Annotated in this window: 9 protein-coding genes; all 9 read right to left on the bottom strand. The window is 76.1% G+C overall.

From position 1 onward, the window contains the following. Window positions 1-12 precede the first annotated feature (12 nt). From GGE06_RS29865 to GGE06_RS29905, 9 genes are read right to left on the bottom strand one after another with little or no spacing between them, the layout of a single operon-like run. Window positions 13-3,045, bottom strand: a complete 3,033-nt coding sequence (locus tag GGE06_RS29865; protein WP_184932299.1) for a hypothetical protein — start codon at window positions 3,043-3,045, stop codon at window positions 13-15. Then, window positions 3,042-5,408, bottom strand: a complete 2,367-nt coding sequence (locus tag GGE06_RS29870; RefSeq protein ID WP_312883355.1) for a hypothetical protein — start codon at window positions 5,406-5,408, stop codon at window positions 3,042-3,044. The genes GGE06_RS29865 and GGE06_RS29870 overlap by 4 nt, the downstream gene beginning before the upstream one ends. Further along, a complete protein-coding gene (locus GGE06_RS29875) occupies window positions 5,405-7,960 on the bottom strand; it encodes an amino acid adenylation domain-containing protein (RefSeq protein WP_184932300.1) in 2,556 nt (851 codons plus the stop codon). The genes GGE06_RS29870 and GGE06_RS29875 overlap by 4 nt, the downstream gene beginning before the upstream one ends. Next, window positions 7,957-11,496 carry a tubulin-like doman-containing protein gene (locus GGE06_RS29880; protein ID WP_184932301.1) on the bottom strand — a complete coding sequence of 1,180 codons (3,540 nt, stop codon included), beginning with the start codon at window positions 11,494-11,496 and terminating at the stop codon, window positions 7,957-7,959. The genes GGE06_RS29875 and GGE06_RS29880 overlap by 4 nt, the downstream gene beginning before the upstream one ends. A gap of 22 nt (window positions 11,497-11,518) precedes the next feature. Continuing rightward, window positions 11,519-13,933, bottom strand: coding sequence for a VWA domain-containing protein (locus tag GGE06_RS29885; RefSeq protein ID WP_184932302.1), 2,415 nt, complete (start codon window positions 13,931-13,933; stop codon window positions 11,519-11,521). Then, window positions 13,930-14,454 (bottom strand): Pycsar system effector family protein, encoded by a 525-nt coding sequence (locus tag GGE06_RS29890; protein ID WP_246532846.1) that lies wholly within the window; start codon window positions 14,452-14,454, stop codon window positions 13,930-13,932. Before GGE06_RS29890 ends, GGE06_RS29885 begins: the two co-directional genes overlap by 4 nt. Beyond that, complete coding sequence (locus GGE06_RS29895; protein WP_184932303.1) at window positions 14,451-16,103, bottom strand: hypothetical protein; 1,653 nt, start codon at window positions 16,101-16,103, stop codon at window positions 14,451-14,453. The genes GGE06_RS29890 and GGE06_RS29895 overlap by 4 nt, the downstream gene beginning before the upstream one ends. Beyond that, window positions 16,100-18,529 (bottom strand): hypothetical protein, encoded by a 2,430-nt coding sequence (locus tag GGE06_RS29900; protein WP_312883356.1) that lies wholly within the window; start codon window positions 18,527-18,529, stop codon window positions 16,100-16,102. The genes GGE06_RS29895 and GGE06_RS29900 overlap by 4 nt, the downstream gene beginning before the upstream one ends. Beyond that, window positions 18,526-19,344 (bottom strand): nucleotidyl cyclase domain-containing protein, encoded by an 819-nt coding sequence (locus GGE06_RS29905; RefSeq protein ID WP_221518646.1) that lies wholly within the window; start codon window positions 19,342-19,344, stop codon window positions 18,526-18,528. Before GGE06_RS29905 ends, GGE06_RS29900 begins: the two co-directional genes overlap by 4 nt. Window positions 19,345-19,418 lie beyond the last annotated feature (74 nt).

Below are 19,418 nucleotides of genomic sequence, written 5' to 3' on the forward strand. Positions count from 1 at the left end.
GGGTCACCCGCCTCACTTGGCCAGGACGATCAGGACGATCGCGACCACCAGGCCGCCGATCAGGAGCGCGGCCCGGCGCAGGAAGCGTTGGGTGTAGCCGTTGCCGAGGTCGTCCGGCCGCTCCGGTTCCGGTGGAGGGCTCGGGCGGGGCGCGGTGCGGGGCAGGCCGTACGCCTCCTTCAGGAGCGTCAGCCAGACGGCGTCCGGGAGGCCGGGGCTCTCGCCGTCGACGATCAGCCAGAACGCCTCGCGGGCGGACGGCGCCGGGCTGGTACGGAGCCGCGCGAGCAGCTCCGCGACCGTGCCGACCGGGGCGTCGCCGCCGGCGAGCAGCGGGCGGACGGCCCAGCGGTGCAGCTCGGCGGCGTTCGCCGCGCGCTGCTCCTCGGGGGGCTCGGAGGGGTCGTCGCGGGCGTTCGACGGCGGGACGGCCCACAGCTCCCGGGCGATGGCCACCTCGCAGAGCTCCCGGCGCATCGGATGGCCCCAGGACGGCAGGCGCCGGGCGATCTCCCGGACCAGTTCGGTGACGACGGCGTACGCCTGCGGCCGGCGCAACGCGGCGAGCAGCTCGCGGCTCCCGGCCCGGACGACGAGCTCCCGGGCCTCCTCCACGCTCCGCGCGGTCGGCAGCTTGTGCACGAGCGAGGTCTCGACCTCCCGCCCCTGCTTCCGCCGCCGCACCCCTTTACCGGGCCTGGTCCACTGCGGCCCGACACGGGGCAGATCGGGACGGGGGTGGGCGAGGGCACCGCCGTGGGCCTGCTCGGCGGGCGGGACGTCGGGTACGGGAGCGGGGGGAGTCACGGGCGGCGGCGGGGGCTCGGGGGCGGAGGCGGGTGCGGGTCGGCTCTGGTCGGACGGCCGCTCGGCTGCGTTTCCGTCCGAGCGGCCGGAGGACCAGGACGACGCCCCACGCGGCTCGGCGAGCTCCGGATGCCGGCCCGGCCGAGGCGGCGGCTCCGCCGGACCGGCCCGGTCGGGCCGGACGGCCGGGTCCGGATCCGGACCCGCCGCTCCGGAGGCATCGGTCCACGGCCCCGGGGAGTCCGGGTACGGAGAACGGACCGGGTCGGGGCGCACGTCACCGGACGGCTCGGGGCGCTGGGGCTCCGGGGTGCTGGGGTGACGGGGGGCAGAGATGCCGGGGTGCCGGGAGTCCGGGGTGCCCTGTTGCCAGGGGTCAGAGGTGCCGGAGTGCCGGGAATCCGAGGCGCCCTGCTGCCGGGAGTCAGAGGTGCCGGGGTGCCGGGGGTCAGAGGTGCCGGAGTGCCGGGGGTCAGAGGTGCCGGAGTGCCGGGAATCCGAGGTGCCGGAGTGCCGGGAATCCGAGGTGCCCTGTTGCCAGGGGTCAGAGGTGCCGGAGTGCCGGGAGCCCGAGGTGCCGGAGTGCCGGGAATCCGAGGCGCCCTGCTGCCGGGGGTCAGAGGTGCCGGAGTGCCGGGGGCTGGGACTGTCCTGCTCCCGAGGGTCCGGCACGGTCCGGTCCCGAGGACCGGCAGAGGGCCGGTCCCGAGGGTCCGAGGGGCTCGGCCCCCAGGGGCCCGACGAGCCCTCGTCCCAAGGGCTCGGAGCCCCCTGATCCCGAGGCTCCGGAGTCCCCGGGTCCCGACGATCCGAGCCCGCCTGATCCCGGCGGCCCTGGCCGCCCTCGCGCCCGGCGTCCCCCGCACCCCCGCCACGGGGGTCCAGTGTGGCCCGGTCCCAAGGGCCGGAGGCACTCTCGCCCCGGGAGCCGGCGACACCCTGGTCCCGGGACTCCGGTGAGATCGGATGCCGGGCCTCCGGAGCGCCCTCGTCCCAAGAGCCGGGCGCGCCCTGGCCCCGGGACTCCGGTGAGACCGGATGCCGGGCCTCCGGAGCGCCCTCGTCCCAAGAGCCGGGCGCGCCCTGGCCCCGGGCACCCGGCGCGGGCCGGTTCCGAGGCCCCGGGGCCGGGCGGTTGCGAGGCCCCGGTGTGGGCCCGGCGGCCTCGCCCCACGGGTCTGGCGTGCGCCGGTCGGCCTCGTCACGGGGGCCAGGGGCTCCCTGGGAGCCGGTGTCCTGGCCCCAGGGGCCCCGCGCCCCCTGGTCCCCACCGCCCGGCGCCCGCCGGTTCCCCGTCTCCGGCCCCGGCTGCCCCCTCCGCCGCGGCCCCGACGTGCGGGAGTCCGTTGCGTCCAGGTGGTCGGCCGCTCGGGTGGCCGCGTCCAGGAGGGGGCCGCCGTAGGTGGTGGCGGCGGTGCGGAGGGCTCTGCCGACCACGCGGTCGCGGCCCTTCTCCTCGAGTTCCCACAGGTGGTGGCGGACGAGGCGGGCCGCGACCTCCTCCGCCCGGTCGCCGCACCGCTCGCGCGGGTCGACGCGGCGTCGTTCCGTGTTGCGGCTCGCCGCGCCGGACCAGCGGCCGACGAACGCGAAGCGGAGCGACGGCAGTTCGAGCGTGTCGTGGGTGGCGAAGGTCCAGGGGCGTTTGGTGAGCGCCCCGAGCATGCTGTGCAGCCCCCACAGCACGGGGCAGGCGGTGTCGCCCCGTTCGTCGAGGACGGTGAACAGCTCGTCGGGGTGACGAAGGAACTCCGCCACCGCGCCGACGAGTTCGTCGGAGGCGTACGGAAGCAGCCGGTCGAGCTCCACGAGGCCACGGCGGCTCGCCGCGGGGACGACGGCCTCCGCCGGGACCACCGGCAGCCGCCCCCGCGCCCGGGTCGCGTTCGCGGCGGTGGCACCGTCCCAGTCCCAGCGGTGCAGCCCGAGGCAGACCGCGGGACCGAGGAGGGCGGGCGCGCCGACGAGGGCGTGGCAGAGCACGGACGTACGGCCGTCGGCGTCCATGAAGGGCACGCGCCGCACCAGCATCACGTAGTCGCGCCGCCGCAGCCGGATCAGGGCCGGCCGGGTCTCCTCCCCGGCGGCCCGCAGGACGGGGCCGGAGACCTGGAAGAGGGTCTCGGTCTCGTCGCGGGCCCCGGACCAGGCGACCGGCCCGAAGCCGGTGTTGCCGGTGAGGTTCTCGCTGTCCCAGCGGAAGACGATCTGGTCGAGTTCGTTCTCCGTCCGCGTCATCGGACGATCCCCTCCATAGGTTCCGCCCCGGGCAGCAGCCCGCAGTGGGCGAAGAGCGACAGCAGCGGCGCGAGGACCCGGCGCGGCCGGGCCCCGTGCGGGAATCGGTCGCCGCGCGCCTGCCCGCCGGTCGCGGCGACGAAGTGCAGGGTGCAGTCGGCGCAGTCGTCGAAGGGCTTGAGCCAGGCGGCACTGGCGTGTTGGGCGAGGAACGCGTACGCGTCCCGGCTCTCCGCCCGGAGCGCCTCGGGGTCGTGGCGGCCGGGCAGGGCCCGGCCGAGCCAGCGGTAGACGGCCGGTTCGAAGCGGACGAGGTCGCTCTTGTTGACGGCGAGCGCGGCGGGCGCGGCGACGAGGCCGCCGCGCTGCCGGGGGATGCGGTTGAGGACGGTGGTGAAGGCCTCGTCGCCGAGGTCGCGCCGCCGCAGCCCGCTCTGTTCGCGTACCGGGTCGAGGCCGGGCAGCCGGAGGGCGCGCAGCGGGTCCAGGACGAAGATGAAGGCGTCGACCCCCATGAGGAAGCGGCCGACCTCCCCGTCCTGGGCGAGGTCCTCGCCCGCGAGGTCGAAGAAGACGACGGGGCGGGGCGGCGCGCCGCCCGCCGAGACGAGCAGGCCGTCGGCGAAGCGCGCGAAGGTCTGCTGTCCGGTCCGGCCGAGCTGCTGCCCCTCCTTGAGCCTCTGGACCCGCTCGCGCACGAACGTGCGGTGCGCTTCGGGGTTGAGGGGCCGGCATTTGAGTCCGTACGGTTCCAGGCCGCCGAGTTCGACCTCGCCGAGCATGGCGGCGAGGAGGTGGGTCTTGCCGACGGAGGAGCTGCCGACCAGGGCGACGGAGAGCGGTTCGCCGTTGGTGAGGTAGGGGACGGGGAGTTCGTGCTCCTCGTCGCCGTCCACGGTGTGCGGGCACAGGTGGTAGGCCTTGCGCAGGGCGTCCGCGACGTGGCCGGGGCGGCGTTCGGCGCTGAGGTCGAGCGGGATCCGGTTGCCCTTGGCGTCGATGGTGACGAGCAGCCGCTCGTCGTACTCGACGGGGAGCAGGCAGTGCGGGCACATGCGGCTGCGCGACGGCGGGGGCGCGGCCGGTTCGGGCGGTACGGCGGGGGCCGTGGGGCGGGAGGACTCGCCGCCGCCGAAGATCCGGTCCCGGAGGGTGGGGCGCCCCGGCCGCGGTGGCGGCGGGGGCGGTTCCTCCGCTTCCACGGGGAGCGGGGCGCCGCCCGTGGCCGCGCGTTTCCTGGCGATCTGCCGGTCGTACTCGGCACGCCACCGGTGGTGCGGGTCGACCGCCCCGCTGCCGGAGGCGAGGGGGTCGGGGACGTGCAGGAGCCGCAGCAGCTCGGCCGGCCGGGGCCGGTCCGCCGCGCGCGCGGCGAAGAACCCGCTCTGTCCGAGGGCGGCGAGCCGCCGGTAGTCGGCGAGGTCGGCCGGAGGTCCCTCGCCCCGGTCGGGGCGGCCGGCGAGCAGGTAGTAGGCGAGTTCGGCGACGGACCACAGGTCGTCGCGCGGGTCGGCGGCGCCGTGGCCCGCGCGCTGCTCGGGCGAGGCCCAGGGGGCGCCGCCGAAGGGCTCGCGGGCCTCCCCGGCGCGCTGCGCCGCGTACGGTTCGCAGAGCCGGATCCGGGAGCCGTCCCACCGTACGGTGTCGGGCGCGATGGCCCGGTGCACGAGGCCGGACTCGGCCAGGAGCCGTACGGCCATGGCGAGTTGGCCGGTGATGCGCTCCTGGTCCTCGGCGCCGAGGCGCCCGGCCCAGTCGGACAGCGGCCGGCCGGCCGGCGGCCGGTACAGCACGAAGGGCTCGGGGGCGGTCAGGTCGAAGCCGACGATCCTGGCGAAGACCGCGCCGAACTTCGCGCCGCCGTAGCGCCGTTCGAGGGCGACGGCGGCCTCCACCTCCCGTTCCAGGAGGGCGTACGCCTGCGGGTCGCCCTGTGCGGACGGCGCCAGGCGGTACTGGAGGACGTGCGCGCCCGCGCCGAGGGTCGCCCGGCGCGCGAGGACGCCGGGACGGCCTGGCGGCCGGTGGTCCTCGCCGTAGCGCACGGCGAAACGCGCCGGCACCTCCCAGGGGGTGAGGAACTCCAGCTCCTGGTAGTACGGATGGGTCGGCGTGGTCGGCTCGCTCAGGTGGTCGGGGTGCTCCGGGCCGAGCGGCTGGTTCGGGTCGCCCGAATGGTTCGGGTCGCCCACGGGGTCCGGGCCGGGCGGCTGGTCCGGCCCGAAGGACTGGTCCGGGTACCCCTGGCCCGTCGGACGACTCGGGTCGCTCGGACGGTTCTGGTACGCCGGGTGGTCCGCGTCATCCCGACGGTTCGGGTCGCTCGGGTCGCTCGGATGGTTCGGGTGGTTCGGGTCGGTCACGGTTCTCCCGCCTCCTCGGCGCGGACGGTGTGCACGACGCCCGCGCGCAGCGGTACGAGGCGGAGGATTCCGGCGTGCCGGCCCGCGCCGGTCCACACCACGTCCTCGGCGGTGCCCCGCCAGATGTCGTCCCCGGCGGCGCCGCGCCGCATCGCCTCGGGCACGAAGCGGACCTGGCGGGCGGACAGCGGATCGTGGGAGAGCAGCCGCAGGTGCTCGGGGCCGCACAGCACGGCCGTACGGCCGGGGTCGTCCTCCGCCAGGAGCAGCCGGGCCACCGCGTCGGCGGCGACCCCGGTGAGCCGGGCCGCGTCGGGCCGGTCGGAGCGGTCGGTGAACGCCGCGAGGGAGGTGAGCGCGTCGGGGTCGCGGAGGCCCTCGTACCGCGGCGGCGGCGAGGCGGCCACGTCCCGCTCCAGGCGGAGCCGGGTCTCGTCCAGGAGCTCCGCGAGCAGCTGCTCGTGGCCGGCCCGCGCGAGGGCGCCCGGGTCGCGCTCGATGCCCGCCCAGCAGCGGTCGAGGATCAGGACGGTCCCGGCGACGAGGTCGCCGACGAGGGTGTCGACGAGCGCGGGGCCCCCGTCCCCGTACCGCCGTTCCAGCCAGCCGGGCGCGGGGCCGGACAGCGGCCCTTCGGCGGGGACCCCGGGGTCTCGGTCGAAGGAGCCGGAGGGAGAGGCGTGCGGAGGAGCGGCCGGCTCGGCCGCCGGGGGCGGTCCTTCGGACCAGAGGTCGTCCTCCGCCCCGTCGCCCCAGGCCTCCGCCGACTCCCCCCAGTCGTCCGCGTCGTCGCTCCAGTCCTCCCAGCTCCAGGACGCCGCACCGGTCTCCCGGGGCGGGGACGGTTCGTCCTCTCGCCGCTCGTCCTCGCGCGCCGGGCGCGGCTGTCCGTGCGTGTCGGCGGTCTCCGCGAGGCCCCTGAGCAGTCCGGCGACGGCTCCCGCCCCGGCCGAGCAGTGGTGCCGCACCTCGGCGAAGAGCCAGTCGTGCACGGCGGTCGTGACCACGAGGTCCTGGATCTCCCGCAGGATCCGCCAGGCCTCCTCCGGGTCCGCGCGCGCCCACCAGTCGTCCACGGCCCGGGTCCAGTCCCGCAGCGCGAGCAGCACGACGGCCGCCACGGCCACGGTCGCCGCCACGGCCCCCGCCCAGACGGGCAGGCCCAGGAACTGGCCGAGGCCCGCCCCGACGAGACCGCCGAGCAGCCCGCCGAAGAGCCGCGGCGCGGCTCCCGTGGCGCCGCCGCCGTCGATCCGCCCGTCGGGCGAGCGGTTGGGCCGGCGCCGCAGCATCAGGTGGGCGAGCCCGGCGGCGAGGACGCCGACGGCCGGACCGAGGACCCAGCCGAGCACCGGCCATACCCCGGCGAGCAGCGCCAGGAGCCCGGTCACGGCGAAGGCGACGGGCCGCGAACCGCCCGCGGTGAAGGGGTACGAGGCGCCGAGGCGCCGCAGCCGCTCGGGGCCGCAGATCGCGTCGAGCCGGGCGAGCCGGGCCGCGCTGCCCACGGGCGCGGTGCGCGCGGAGAGGGCGGAAAGGCGCGCCGCGACGGACCGCAGCGGCAGCCCCTTGCCGATCAGGTCGTGGGTGAGGTCGCGCAGCGCCGGGACGATCCCGGCCCGCGAGATCTCCCGTGGCAGCTCCGGGAGTTCGATCCCCCGCTCGCGCAGCACGCCCCGGTGCTCGGCGGTGAGCCGGGTGCCGCCGGCCGCGCCGAACGCGTCCGCGACGGCGGTGCGGAACCGGTCCAGCTCCGCCGCCACCCGCTCGACGTCCCCCGGCAGGTCGACGCCCCGGCCCGCCCCGGTGAGCAGGCCGGCCGGGCCCCGGACCCGGTGGTAGCCGTCGACGGCCTCCCCGACGGCCGCGTCGCAGGCGGCGAGCCTGGCGCCCGCCCGGCCCTGGAGCGGCAGCCACGCGTGCCCGGACAGGGAGCGCGGCACGCCCTCGTCGAGGAGCAGCGCGAGCGCGGCCGGCACCTGCTCGGCGGAGACGTTCCCGGCCGGGACGTCGGGCCCTGCCAGGCCCTCCACCGCCTGCCGCCAGGCACGTGCCCGGGCCTCGTCGGTCAGGTCGTGCTCCAGGACCCGCACGGCGGGCACGGCGACGCCGTGCACCACCTCGCCGAGCGCGCGCAGGACGGCGTCGAAGACCTCCGGTGTGGACAGGACGTCGACGAGCGGGCGCAGCACGGCCTCGCCCGGGACGCCGTCCTCCGTGGAGTCGAAGACCCACAGGACGCCGGCGGCGGGCGGGCGGAGGGTGAGGGAGCGGTTGAGGGTCCGCTCTCCCCGGGCGCCGACCGCCAGGCACACGATGTGCGCGGGGCCGTACGAGGAGAGACGCTCGTACAGCAGTTGGTGGGCGACGAGCCGGTCGGCCTCGTCGACGACGAGGAACCGCCGCTCGCCGCCGGGCTGCGGGACGTCCAGGGCCGCACGGACGGCGGCCTCGGAGTCGTACGCCCCGGCCGTCGGCGTCCGCAGGTCGATGCAGACGGCGTGGCCCGGCATCGGCCGCTCGGGCAGGACGGGCTGGACTCGCGGGCTCACTCCTCCTCACCGCCCCGGTCGCGGCGGTACGGCTCGTCGTCGGCGGAACGGTCGCGGCGGTACGGCCCGTCGTCGGCGGACCGGAAGTCGGCGCCGTGGTCCGCCTCGTACTCGTCCTCGTACTCCCCGTCGTACTGCTCTTCCTCCTCGGGCCCGAGGTCCGGCTCGGGCTCCAGCTCCCAGTCCCCTTCGTAGGCGGACGGGGCCGGGGAGGGCGGCGTGCGGTGGGGGTACGCGGAACGCGGGTCGCGCGGGGCCTCGTCCTCGTACCGGGCGCCGTACCCGTACCCGTCACCGTCTTCGTACCGGGGCCGGATCCGGGGCCCCGGTTCCTGCCGGGCCCTCGGGACGGGGCCGGGACGCCGGTCCTGCGGACGGCCGGGCGTCTTCCCCTGCCCGTGGCCCTGGCCCTGCCCCTGGCGCGGTGCGTGCCGTTCGTACAGGGCGCGGAGGTTCGCCCGGGTCGCGCGGGCCGCGCTCGGGAAGCGCATGGCGAGGGCGCCCGGGTAGGTGACCTCCCAGAAGTGGCGGAGCGGGGCCAGCCACTCGCTGTCCGCCGGGCCGTACTCGGCGGCGATCCGGTCGATCAGGCGGAGCTGGCGCGGGGCGACCTGCTCGACGAAGTGGCTGAAGAGCGGCGACGGGGGCGCCGGTACCTGGGCGAGGCCCTTGGGCAGGGCGCGCATGAGGCGTTCGCAGAACTGCTCGATGATCTGCCCCTCGTCGAGCAGCGCCCAGCGTTCGTACGCGCGCAGCAGCCCCGTCCAGCTGGACAGCGAGCCGTCGAAGCCCTCCAGGCGCAGCGACATGGTCGCGGACTCGCCGTCCTGGAGGCTGATCCGGACGAGGTGGGGCGAGTCGGCCGGACCCACGGCGGCGATGTGGCCGTTCCACATGGCGCAGAGCAGCCGGTGGAGGATGCGCTGCCGGTCCTCCTCGGTGGAGACGAGCCAGTCGTCCTGGTAGCCGAGCCGCTGGCGCCAGTGCAGGAAGTCGTCCTCGCCGCCGGCGTCGCGGGCCTCGGACCAGAGGCTGAGGACGCCGCGGACCTCGGAGATGTCGGTGAGGTTCATGCCGCTGCGGAAGAAGACGACGGTGATGGAGTCGGTGTCGACGGCCCGGCATTCGGGGACCACCCGGGCGGGCAGGTTGAGTTCCTGCCCGAGGAAGTCGGAGGCGCGGCCGTCCGACTCGCTGGCCGGGTGCACGATGAGGATCTTCAGCGGGCCGCTGCCGTCGGGGACGAAGCCGACGGGGATGAGTCCGGCGAGCCGGGAGCGGAACTGGTCGAGCCAGCGCGGGTCGACCTTCGCCTCGGCGGTCTCGTCGCCCGCGGCGGCGCGGAGCAGCAGTTCCATGGAGGGCAGCAGGGGGCGGGCGAAGACGTCCTCGTTGGCCTCGCCGAACAGGCGCTTGACCCGCCGCTCGACGACCTGCTTGATCTCCTTCACGGCCGCCCCGGGGCGCAGGACCGCGTCGAGGGCGCGCCGCCAGTCGTCGGGCCCGACGAGCCGGTCGAGGAGGGTCGCCGCGTCGGTGGTCTCGGGGAGGCCCATGCTCTGGGCGAGGCGGTCGACGACGTCGTCGTAGAAGGCGCGCAGGGTGTTCTGCGGGGGCAGCAGATAGGCGATGCCCGCGCGGTCGTCGCGGTAGAGCTCGCGGCGGCGGTCGGCGAAGGACTTGGACTCGTCCTGTTCGTGTGCGCGGAGCACCTTGGTGAGTTCGGCGACCTCGGCGGTGACGCGGTTGAGGGAGGGCCGCCACTGGCTCTCTCCGGCCTGCCAGCCGCGGTGCCAGAGGACGCGGGCCCGCCACTGGTACCAGGCCTGCTGGGCGGCGAGGGTGTCCTGGACGTCGGGGTCGGTCCAGCGGGCGGGTACGACTCCGCCGACGCTTCGTTTGATGTGGGGGATGTTGGGGGCGGCGGTCTGGACGTTCGGGGGCCGTTCGGGGTCGTTGCGCCGGTTGTCGAGCATGCCGGTGAAGCCCTCCCTGGCCACCCGGTCGGGGTGGCCGGGGAGTCCGGCGAGGACGGTTTCGAGCTGGAACGGGCCGATGAGGCCGAGGAGTTCGCGGGTGCCCCCGCCCGGCCTGAAGTCCTCGGTGAGGCGCGGGATCTCGCGGGAGAGGTGGACGTCGAGGCGCTGGAGGGAGTCCTCCATGTCGTTGAGCCGCTGCCGGAGTTCCTGGGTGATGTCCCGGCTGCCGCGCGGGAGTTGCTCGGGCAGCGGGACGTCGGGGGCCTCGCGGCTCCAGAGGCGTCCGATGCCGGAGCGGGTGAAGAGGTCGCGGACGAGGTCCTGTCCGTCGCGGGCGGGCCGCCGGGCGCGTTCGGACATGCCGCGGACGGCCTGGGCGAGGAGGCGGGCGGCGACGATCTCGGCGAGGTCGTCGACGGGGACGGTGAGGGAGGCGGCGAGGCTGGTGGACATGCCCCGGTAGCCGATGCCGGTACGGGCCGGGGTGGCGCGTTCGACGCTCCTGTTGATGAAGCTGGCGGCGAAGGACTGGTAGTCGTCCTCCGCGCGGGTCACCGAACCGTTGTCGAGTTCGGTGCCGATCAGCGACATCACCATGGCGGTGATGGAGCGGCGGAGGTCCTCGGCGCCGATGACGGCCGGCTTGGAGAAGAGGAAGGCGGTCTGCATGGTGGCGGGGCGCAGGGCGACGACCCCGTGGTTGGGGTAGGTGACGCTGAGCCGGCCGCGCTCCTCGACGTCGCCGACGGTGTCGAGGGCGTTGGGCACGTTCTGGTCGTCGACGAGCCGGGAGAGGTCCACGAGGGCGCGGGCGGCGTTGAGTTCGGCCTCGCGGCCGCCGCCCGCCTCCGGCGGGAAGGCGGAGGGCATGACGACGAGGGGGTAGATCTTGACGCCGGGCACGTTGGCGTTGCGGAACTCGTGCCCGATGAGGTGGATGAAGTCGTAGAAGATGCCGGCGCCGGTGCCGCCGGCGACGGAGAAGGCGACGAAGACGTCGCAGCCCCGGATGCGGCCGCCGCCGACCCGCTTGAGGTCGCCCGCCGCCTGTCCGATGGCGCCGATCGCCGCGCGGAGCTGCTGCAGGACGGGGCCCAGGCCGGAGCGCATGGTCGCGAAGAGTGCGGCGCGTCCGACGGTCGGCAGCTGGCCGGCGCCGCTGTTGAGGGGGGCGACGCGCGGCTGGCGGGCCTGCGGAGGCAGCCAGAGCCGGGTCTCCTCGTGGACGGAGACCCGCAGCATGCGGGTCACCTCGGGCGAGGAGTCGAAGTCGGTGGGCAGCAGGTCGCGGACCATGCGGGAGGTCCGGCCGAAGGCGGCGCCCTCGGCGCCCCTGGCCCGGAACTGGGGGTAGCCGAGCAGTTCGCCCTCGCTGAAGTCGGCGTAGACGAACTGGAGGCAGTCGGGCAGCTGGAAGGGCAGCCGGCGGCCGCCGTCGACGAGGTCGGTGCCGTCGGGTCCGCAGAGTTCCCTGCGGAGCTGTCGTTCGAGCTCGCTGCCGATCTTTCCGCCGGTGCCGCCGAGTCCGACGAAGAGCATGGGCTGGTAGATCTTCATGTCGTCTCTCCTCGGTGCCCGTTCAGAAGTTGACGTCGTAGGTGTCGGACCCGCCGGACCCGCCCGCCCCGGAGGGGGAACCGGTGCCGGGGCCGGAGCCAGGACCGGTGCCGGGACCGGTGCCGGTGCCGGTGCCGGGGTCCGTGCCGGGACCGGTGCCGCCGCCGCGTCCGGTGCCGGGGTCGGGCCTCCTTGGGGGACGGCTCCTCCGCGGAGGGGACACGCGCCCGCCCCGTACGACGAGTTCGTGCTCGCCCAGGCCGATCGGCTCACCGGCCCTGACCGGCACCTGGCGGCCACCCCGGGGGCGCAGCAGCAGCTCGCCGGAGCTGGTGCGGCGCAGCACGTGGGCGGTGGAGGCGGCCGTGCCGCGGACGCTGCGGAGCGTGGGCGGCCCCCCGTACGGCTCGTCGACGGTGAAGGCGAAGGTGCCGCCCTCGCTCTGTCCCCTGCGGATGGTCAGCGCGTACAGGGAGCGGCCGTCGTCGCGCAGTTCGAGGGTGGTCCCGGTGAGGTCGCGACGGCGGATCCCGGCGAGGATCCGGATCCCGACGAGGGTGGCGAGGACCAGGAGGGCGACGGCGCCGCCGGTGACGGCCTTCCACCAGCGGTCCCACCAGGTGGGCGGCGCCACCACGAGGACGTCGAGGAAGGCCGTGTCGAGGACGGTGTCGCCGTCGCCGGTGTCCACGACCGCGACCTGCCCGCCGAGTTCGCCCAGGGCCGTACCGTCGGCGACGGTCACCGTGAAGGGGATGCGGGTGCTCTTGCCCGCGGCCGCCGTGACGGACGTCGGGGCGACGGTCAGCTCGGCGCCGGGCGCCTGGTCCTGGAGGGCGAGCCGCAGGGTGTGCGGGGCGGAGTCGTTGTTGGTGAGGTCGAGGGTGCCGTGGACGGTGTCGCCCGGGTGCACGGTGGCGCGGTCGACGACGAGCCCCGCGGTCAGCACCGGCACGTCCGCGCCGCGCCGGGCGTGCACCGGGCGCCGGTCGGAGGTGATGCCGGGCGCCGCCATGCGCGTGACGAGCTCCAGGTCGCCGGTGGCACCGGCGGGCAGGGTGAACGTGCCGGTGAAGCGGACGTCCCCGGCCTTGCGGTCGGGCGCCCGCCCGTCGTCGGCGAGCCGGAAGGTGAAGGGCTCGAAGCCCGCGCCGGCGACCTCGGCGGAGGCCGTGAGATCGGCCAGCTGCCGCGGATCGGTGATGACGACCCCGCGCCGGGTCTGCATCCGCACCTGCACGGTGACCTTCTCGCCCGCGCGCGGGGACGCCGGGTCGAGGGTGACGTCGGAGCGGAGGCGGCCCTGCCAGATGGCGCGGACGGCGACCTCCCGGTCGCGGTGGCCCTCCGGCGCCTCGATGTGCACGCGCCAGCGGCCGGGCAGCGGGTCCTTCACGCGCAGCGCCTCGACCGGCCCGTCCTGGCCGCTCACCTCGAAGGTCGAGCCGTCGAACTCGCCCCGCACGGGCACCTTGCGGCCCGCCGGGTCGTAGTAGGTGACCCGCACCTTCGGGTCGTGCTTGGCGACGGTGAGGGAGCCGTCGGTGGCGATGGGCGGGATGGTCACCGTCAGGTCGGCCGGCGGCTTCCCGACGGTGCCCTGCGCGATCCGGGCGCAGCGGGCGGCGGCGAAGGTCTCCTGGAGCGCCTTGTCGATCTCGGCGGAGGTGCCGACGACCCGCATGCGGGGGACGGAGCCGGGGATGTCGGAGCAGGCGCCCCGGTAGCCGCCCTCGGCCATCGCGGTGAGCGCGGAGCGGTCGATCTCGCTGCCGAAGCCGAGCGGCCAGATCTGGACGCCGGCCGCCCGGGCGCGGGCGAGCTCCTCGGTGAGCCGCCGCGCCCCGTTGGACTGGCGGGTGTCCCGGTCGGTGCCGTACTCGGGGCTGTCGGCGACGTCCAGCTTGCCGTCGGTGAGCAGGAAGATCACCTTGGGCACGGCCGGGGTCTTCGCCCCGCCGGCCTCGGTGAGGCGGGTGACGGCCTGCCGGACGGCGGCCGGGAAGTCGGTGCCGGGGCCCATGCGGGCGGCGTCGCGGCGGCCGAGCTGCTGGACGCACGCGCTGAGCCGCTCGCGGCCGGCCGCGTCGGCGACGGTCAGCGGGCAGACCTCGCGCACGGGCGACTGGCCGGCCTTCTCGGAGCTGCCGAAGCCGATGATCGTGGCCCGGGAGCGCTCCGATATCTCGCCCTGGCTGAGCAGCGCGGCCGCCTCCGTCTCGCGCGCGAGGTCCTTCTCGGCCAGGCTCGCCGACTGGTCGACGACGACGGCGAAGTCGAGCGGATCGGGGCCTTCGGCGGGATCGGCGGCCGTACGCGTCACGCCCGCGGCACCGGTGGCGGCCGCGGGTGCCGTGAGCGGGCCGGGGAGCGCGAGGAGCACCCCGGCGAGGAGCAGGGCGCTCCCCTTGTTGGTCCAGTGCATCTTCTCTCTCACCACAGTTCGCTGAAGAGGGCCAGGAGGGCGCCGAGCGCGAGCGCGGACACGCCCAGGCGCAGCCACCGGTACTTCGCCGCGAGCACGAGCCCGTGCACGCCGGCCTGTTCGAGGAGCCAGTCGGTGGCGTCCGCGCCGGACGCGCCGAGCTGTTCCCGCAGCGCGGCCGCGGACGGACCGGCCGTCAGCTCGCGCAGGAACGTGCGGTCCGCGCCGATCCGGGTGCGCGGCAGCACCACCGAGACGAGCATCAGGACCCCGGCCGTCCACAGCGCGCCCGCCGCGAGGAGGAACGCGAGCCCCGTGCCGGTGGTGGGCAGCGGGGCGCGGTCGCCGGAGAACACGACCGCGAGGAAGGCGAGGGCGCCGGAGAGCAGGATCGCGGCCTTGGTGTCGGCCCGGCCGATGTCCTCGCGGACGGTGGAGAGGAGCCGCTCGGCCATGTACCGCATCTCCGCGGGCGGTACGGGGGCGGGCACGGGCAGGGGTACCGGCACGGGGGCCTGGTTCGGCGTGCTCATTCGTCGTCCCAGTCGTCGAAGTCGGAGCTGGGCCGGGCGGGCCGGGAGGTCCGGCGCGGCCGGTCGCCGCGCTCGCGGTCGTACGGGTCGTCGCGGTCGTACCGGTCGTTCCGCTCGTACGCGTCGGGCTCGTAGCGGTCGCGGCCGTCGTCGAAGCCCTCGTCCCGGCGGCCCCGCGACCGCCCCCGGTCCCGGTCCCTCTCGCGCTCCCGTTCGCGTTCCCTCTCCCGTTCGGAGCGCGACTCGACGCGGGTCGGCTCGTAGACCCGGGGGTCGCGCGGGGCCGGGCCGTGCTCCTCGTCGCCGCGCCCGCGCCGGGCGTCCCGGGGGTCGTCGTCCCAGTCCGGGGCGCTCGGCTCCGGGGAGGCCTCCTCCAGGGCGCGCCGGCCCCGCGAGGGGTCGCCCGGGCGGTCTCCCGGGCGGTCTCCCGAGGGGTCTCCGGAGGGGTTGAGGACCCGGTCGGTGATGCCGCCGAGGACGGTGCCGGTCTGGGACCGCAGGTACATGAGGACCTGGTACATCTGCTCGCCGATGTCGTGCCGTTCCAGGACACCGGTGTCCAGGAGCCGGTTGAAGACCCGCAGGTAGTCGTCCTGGCCCTCGCGCCGCTCCCGCTGGAGCTGGGTGCGGATCTCCCACTGCTTGTCGGGGTTCATCGCCATGTGGTGGGCGATCTGCGCCAGGTCGCCGCGCCGGAAGAGGGCCTCCATCTCGCGGGCGCGCTCGGCGACGAGCGCGCGGTCGGCCGCCTCCCTGCGCCGCTCGGCCTCGGCGACCCGCTCGTCGGCCTCCATGGTGACGCCGACCCGGTCGCGCCGGGAGACCTCGGCCTTGACGGAGTCGTCGAGGTCGATGAAGACGAGGACCCGGGTCCGCAGCCCGATGTCCCGGCCGAAGCTGAGCCGCCCGGCGGCGAGTTCCTCGCGCACGGCCTCGTCGGCGCGCTGCGCCTCGGTGATCCGGAAGCGCCGGGAGAGCCTGCGCAGCCCGTCGAGCAGTTCGTCGTGGAGCAGCTCGGCGACGTCCTCGACCTGCTCCTGGACGACGAGGTGCGGGTCGGTCACCGCCCACTGGACCTTCGCGACGGCCTCGAAGAAGACGCCGTCGCCGGCGGCCGGCAGCTGGAGCCGGAACTCGGTGACGTTGCGGCCGAGCCGCACCTCGAAGACGGTGTACGGGGAGCCGAACATGGGCTTGTCGACGTCCTCTACGCGGTCCGGCCAGACCACCCGGTGGCCGCCGTTGCGGTAGAGCAGCACGGCCGCGACCCGGCCGCTCCGGCGGCGGTACGGGGGCGCGTACTCGCCGATGAGGGGGCCGCGCGGCCGCCCGGAGGCCGCGGACCGGCCGTCGGCGGCCGGGCGCCGCCGCCCCGGGTCCCGCGGCTGCTCCTCCTCGTCCCGCGCGCGGTCGAGGTCGAGGTCCGGGTCCTCGTCCCCGTCTCGGCCGCCGGAGTGCTGCCCGCCGTTCTGGCCTTCGTACGGCCGGCGGTCGCGCTGCTCTTCGTACCGCTGCCGGCCCTGTCCCTCGTACCGTTGCCGCTCCCGGCCGTCGCGTGCCTCGTACCGCTGCCGGTCGTCGTGGTCCCGGTCGTCCCAGCGGGCCCGCTCGTCCGGCCGCGCGTTCCTGTTCTGCTCGGGCCCGGTCATCGGTTCGCTCCTTCCGTCACGGCGTCCCACATCCGGCGCGCCGCGCTCCTGTCCAGGGGCCGGTCACGGTCCCGGACGAGTTCGTTCAGCAGTCCCCTGAGCCGGTCCCGGTCGCGGCGGTCCACCGCGAGGCGGGGCAGGAAGGCGCAGACGCGTCCGAGCGCCTCGGGGTCCTTCGCGGCGCGCCGGAGCAGGCCGCCGAGGGCTTCGAGGGCGGCCCCTCCGGAGCGGGCCGTGGCGAGGGTGTGCCGCAGCAGCCACGCGAGTTCCGGCGCGAGCCCGGGCCTGGTCGCGAGCAGGGCGACGAGGAGCGGGCGGGCCGCGTGCTCGTCGAGTTCGGGCACGTCGCGCAGCGCCCACAGGTGGGTGGTCCGGGTGCTCAGCGTGCGGATGGCGGTGAGGTGGACCAGGTTGGCGAGGTTGAGCCGGCCGTCCTCCAGCCACTGGCGGAGCCTCCGGAGGACGGGCTCCGGTTCTCCGGCGGCGAGCAGCCGGGCCGTGCTGAAGGAGGCCGGCACGAGCACGTCGCCGTCGGCGGGCTCGCACGTCCTGACGACCCGGGCGAGTGCGTCGAGGGAGCCGGGCACGTCCCCGGCGGCCAGGACGAAACCGTGGGCGAGGAGGGCGGTCGCGACGAGCGTGGAGTCCTCGGAGACCGCCCAGTCCTTCAGCACGGAGGCGACGGCCGGCCTGATCCGGGGGTCGCGCGCGGACTCGGCGAGCGCGGTCGCGGCCGCGAGGCGGGTCACGGGGGCGTCCGTCACGGCGAGGGGGACGATCAGCTCGCGGAAGCCGTGGATCCAGTCCCAGGAGCAGAGCACGCCCGCCGCGACGGAGGCCCGCACCCACACCTCGGCGCGCGGGTCGTCGCAGAGGGCGCGCAGCCAGCGCGCCACCGGCCCGCGGACGTTGTGGTAGCCGTGCCAGACCTCCCCGAGGACGGCGGCGGCGAGGGCCTCGCCCCGGAAGCGCACGGCCCGTACCGGCACCTTCGCCGGGCCGAGGTCCAGTTCGCCGTCCTCCAGGACGGCCCGCGCCCGCGTCGGCCGGTGCTCGGCGTGCGCGCCGAACAGGCGCCGTCCGGGGGCCTGTCCGGGGTCGAGGGTGACGGCGAGTTCCCAGGCGAGGAGCTCGGCGGCCTCGGCGGCGAGGCTGTAGGCGGAACCGTCGAACACGGCGACGGCGATCCGGAACGCCCCGGCGTTCAGGGCGGGGAGCGCCTCGGGGAGCACCCCGGGACGGTCGGCGCCCGCGAACCACTCGCGGGCCTGTGCCGTCACGAACCCGGCGCACTCGGCGAGGAGTTGATCGTCCGTCATCTCACCACGCCAGTGCCGGGCGAGGTGTTCGGCGAGCCGGGCGGCCTCGCGGGGCCGCAGCTCCTCCAGGCCGAGCGCCCGGACGACGTCGGGCCGCGCGGCGAGCGCCCGCGCGGCACCGAGGGCCTCGGCCGGCTCGCCCCGCAGCCGTTCCCGCAGATGCCTCCGGAGGACCTCGTCGGCGGGCGGCGGCGCGCAGTACGTCCCGTACCGTCCGCGCATCAGCCGGTCGGCCGGCTCGCCGCTCTCGACGAGGACGATGCCGTACGCGTCACGGCTGCGCAGCAGTTCCCCGAAGCGGTCCAGGTGCAGTTCGGAGAGGCGGGCGGCGGGGCGCCGGGCGGTGACGGCGCCCTCGCGCGGTGCTTCGCCCTCGGTCCGGCCGTCCTCCGTGAGCAGCTCCATGAGGTGGCCGCCGCCCTCCTGGAGGGCCTCGCCGGTGATCTCGTCGACGCCGTGGCGGGGGTCGAGGCGGAAGACCTTGCCGCCGGTGACCTCGTCGAGGAGGGCGAGCGCGGTGGCCTTGCGGCCGCTGCCGGGCTCTCCGCACAGGACGAGGACCCGGTTCTCGCGGAGCCGCTCCTTCATCCGCTGGTAGCCGGCGATCTCGCAGTACACCTGGGCGAGGTGGGCGAGCGTCTCGGGCGGTACGGGTCCCCGGACGAAGCGCGAGGCGTCGCCGAAGCCGTACACGGAGAAGAACTGGTTGCCCTCGAAGAACGTCCCGTCGCCCTGGACGCTGGTGTGGCGGTCGCCGGCCGTGCTCGCCCAGGTGCGCAGCGCGCGGCGGGCGGTGGCGGCGCCGCCGGTGTCGCCGCCGGCGAGGGGACCGCGGTCGGCGGCCGCGAAGACGTCCGGCTCGCGCGGGGCTTCGCCGGAGCCGTCGCCGCGGTCGCCGTCGCGGTCGCGGTCGCTGCGGTCACCGCGCCCCCTATCCCCCCTATCCCCGCGATCGCCGCGGTCCTTGCCCCGGTCGCCGCCGCGGTCGTGCGGATCCGCCCGGTCGCCCCGGCCGCCGCCGTCCCCCCGGCCGTCCCGGTGGTCCCGGTCGTGGCCGGAGTCCGGGGTGTCGCTCCCCGTCGCCGCCTCGTCGTCCTGGTCGCTCACTCCGGTTCACCCGCCCCCGCGGCCGCGGCCGCGGCCGTGCCCGCGCCCGTGCTCTTGCGGATGCCGGTGAAGTCGCCGTGGAAGGTGTTGCCGTGGACGTCGAGGAGGTCTCCCCCGACGTGGTACGTACGGTCCCCTCCCCCGGTCCGGGGCGTTGGGCCGTCCCCCCGCGACGGCCCAACGCCGGTCCGTGCACCCTCCTCGCCGCCGGGCAGCGGCGGGACGGTCCTGCGCGGTACGTGGAACCACGCGGTCTCGTCGGTCTCCTTGGACCGGATGCGGGCCGGCCGGTAGTGGGCGGGCTCGACGTACCGCCCGCCCTCGGCGACCACGTTCCCGTACAGCCAGTCGGAGACGACGACGAGGAGGTCGACCTCGGGGCTCTCCGCCATGATCTGCTTGGCGGGGGCGCTGTCGCAGAGCCGGGCCGCGAGGTCCACGGCCCGCCCGACGAGCCCGTGCCGGTCCTGGGCGACGAGCCCCGCGTTCATCCCGATCCGCAGCCGGAGGCGGCGGCTCCGGCCCGTGTTGTGGGCGCGGAGGCTCTCGTACAGGGTGTCGATCCAGCGTCCGACCATGAGCGTCGGCGGCACGTCGGGGCGCAGGGCGGCGAGGATGCCGTCCCCCCGGTCCTCCTGGTGGAAGGTGCCGGGTTCGACGCCGACGGAGCCGTACGCCTCGTCGAAGGCGGCGTACATGGCGGCCCGGTGCAGTTCCTTCCCGGCGATGTCCAGGGTCCCGGAACCGCAGATGTCGCCGAAGACGACGAACCGGTGGATCCCGCCCGCTACCCCGTTCACTTCCGCACTGCTCACTCTCGGACTCCCTGTGTGTGGTGCCGTGATGGTGCGCGTGTCCAGACTGGCCGCGTGCCGCGACCGGCGATGTA

This window comes from Streptomyces nymphaeiformis, assembly GCF_014203895.1.
Classification (GTDB): Bacteria; Actinomycetota; Actinomycetes; order Streptomycetales; family Streptomycetaceae; genus Streptomyces; species Streptomyces nymphaeiformis.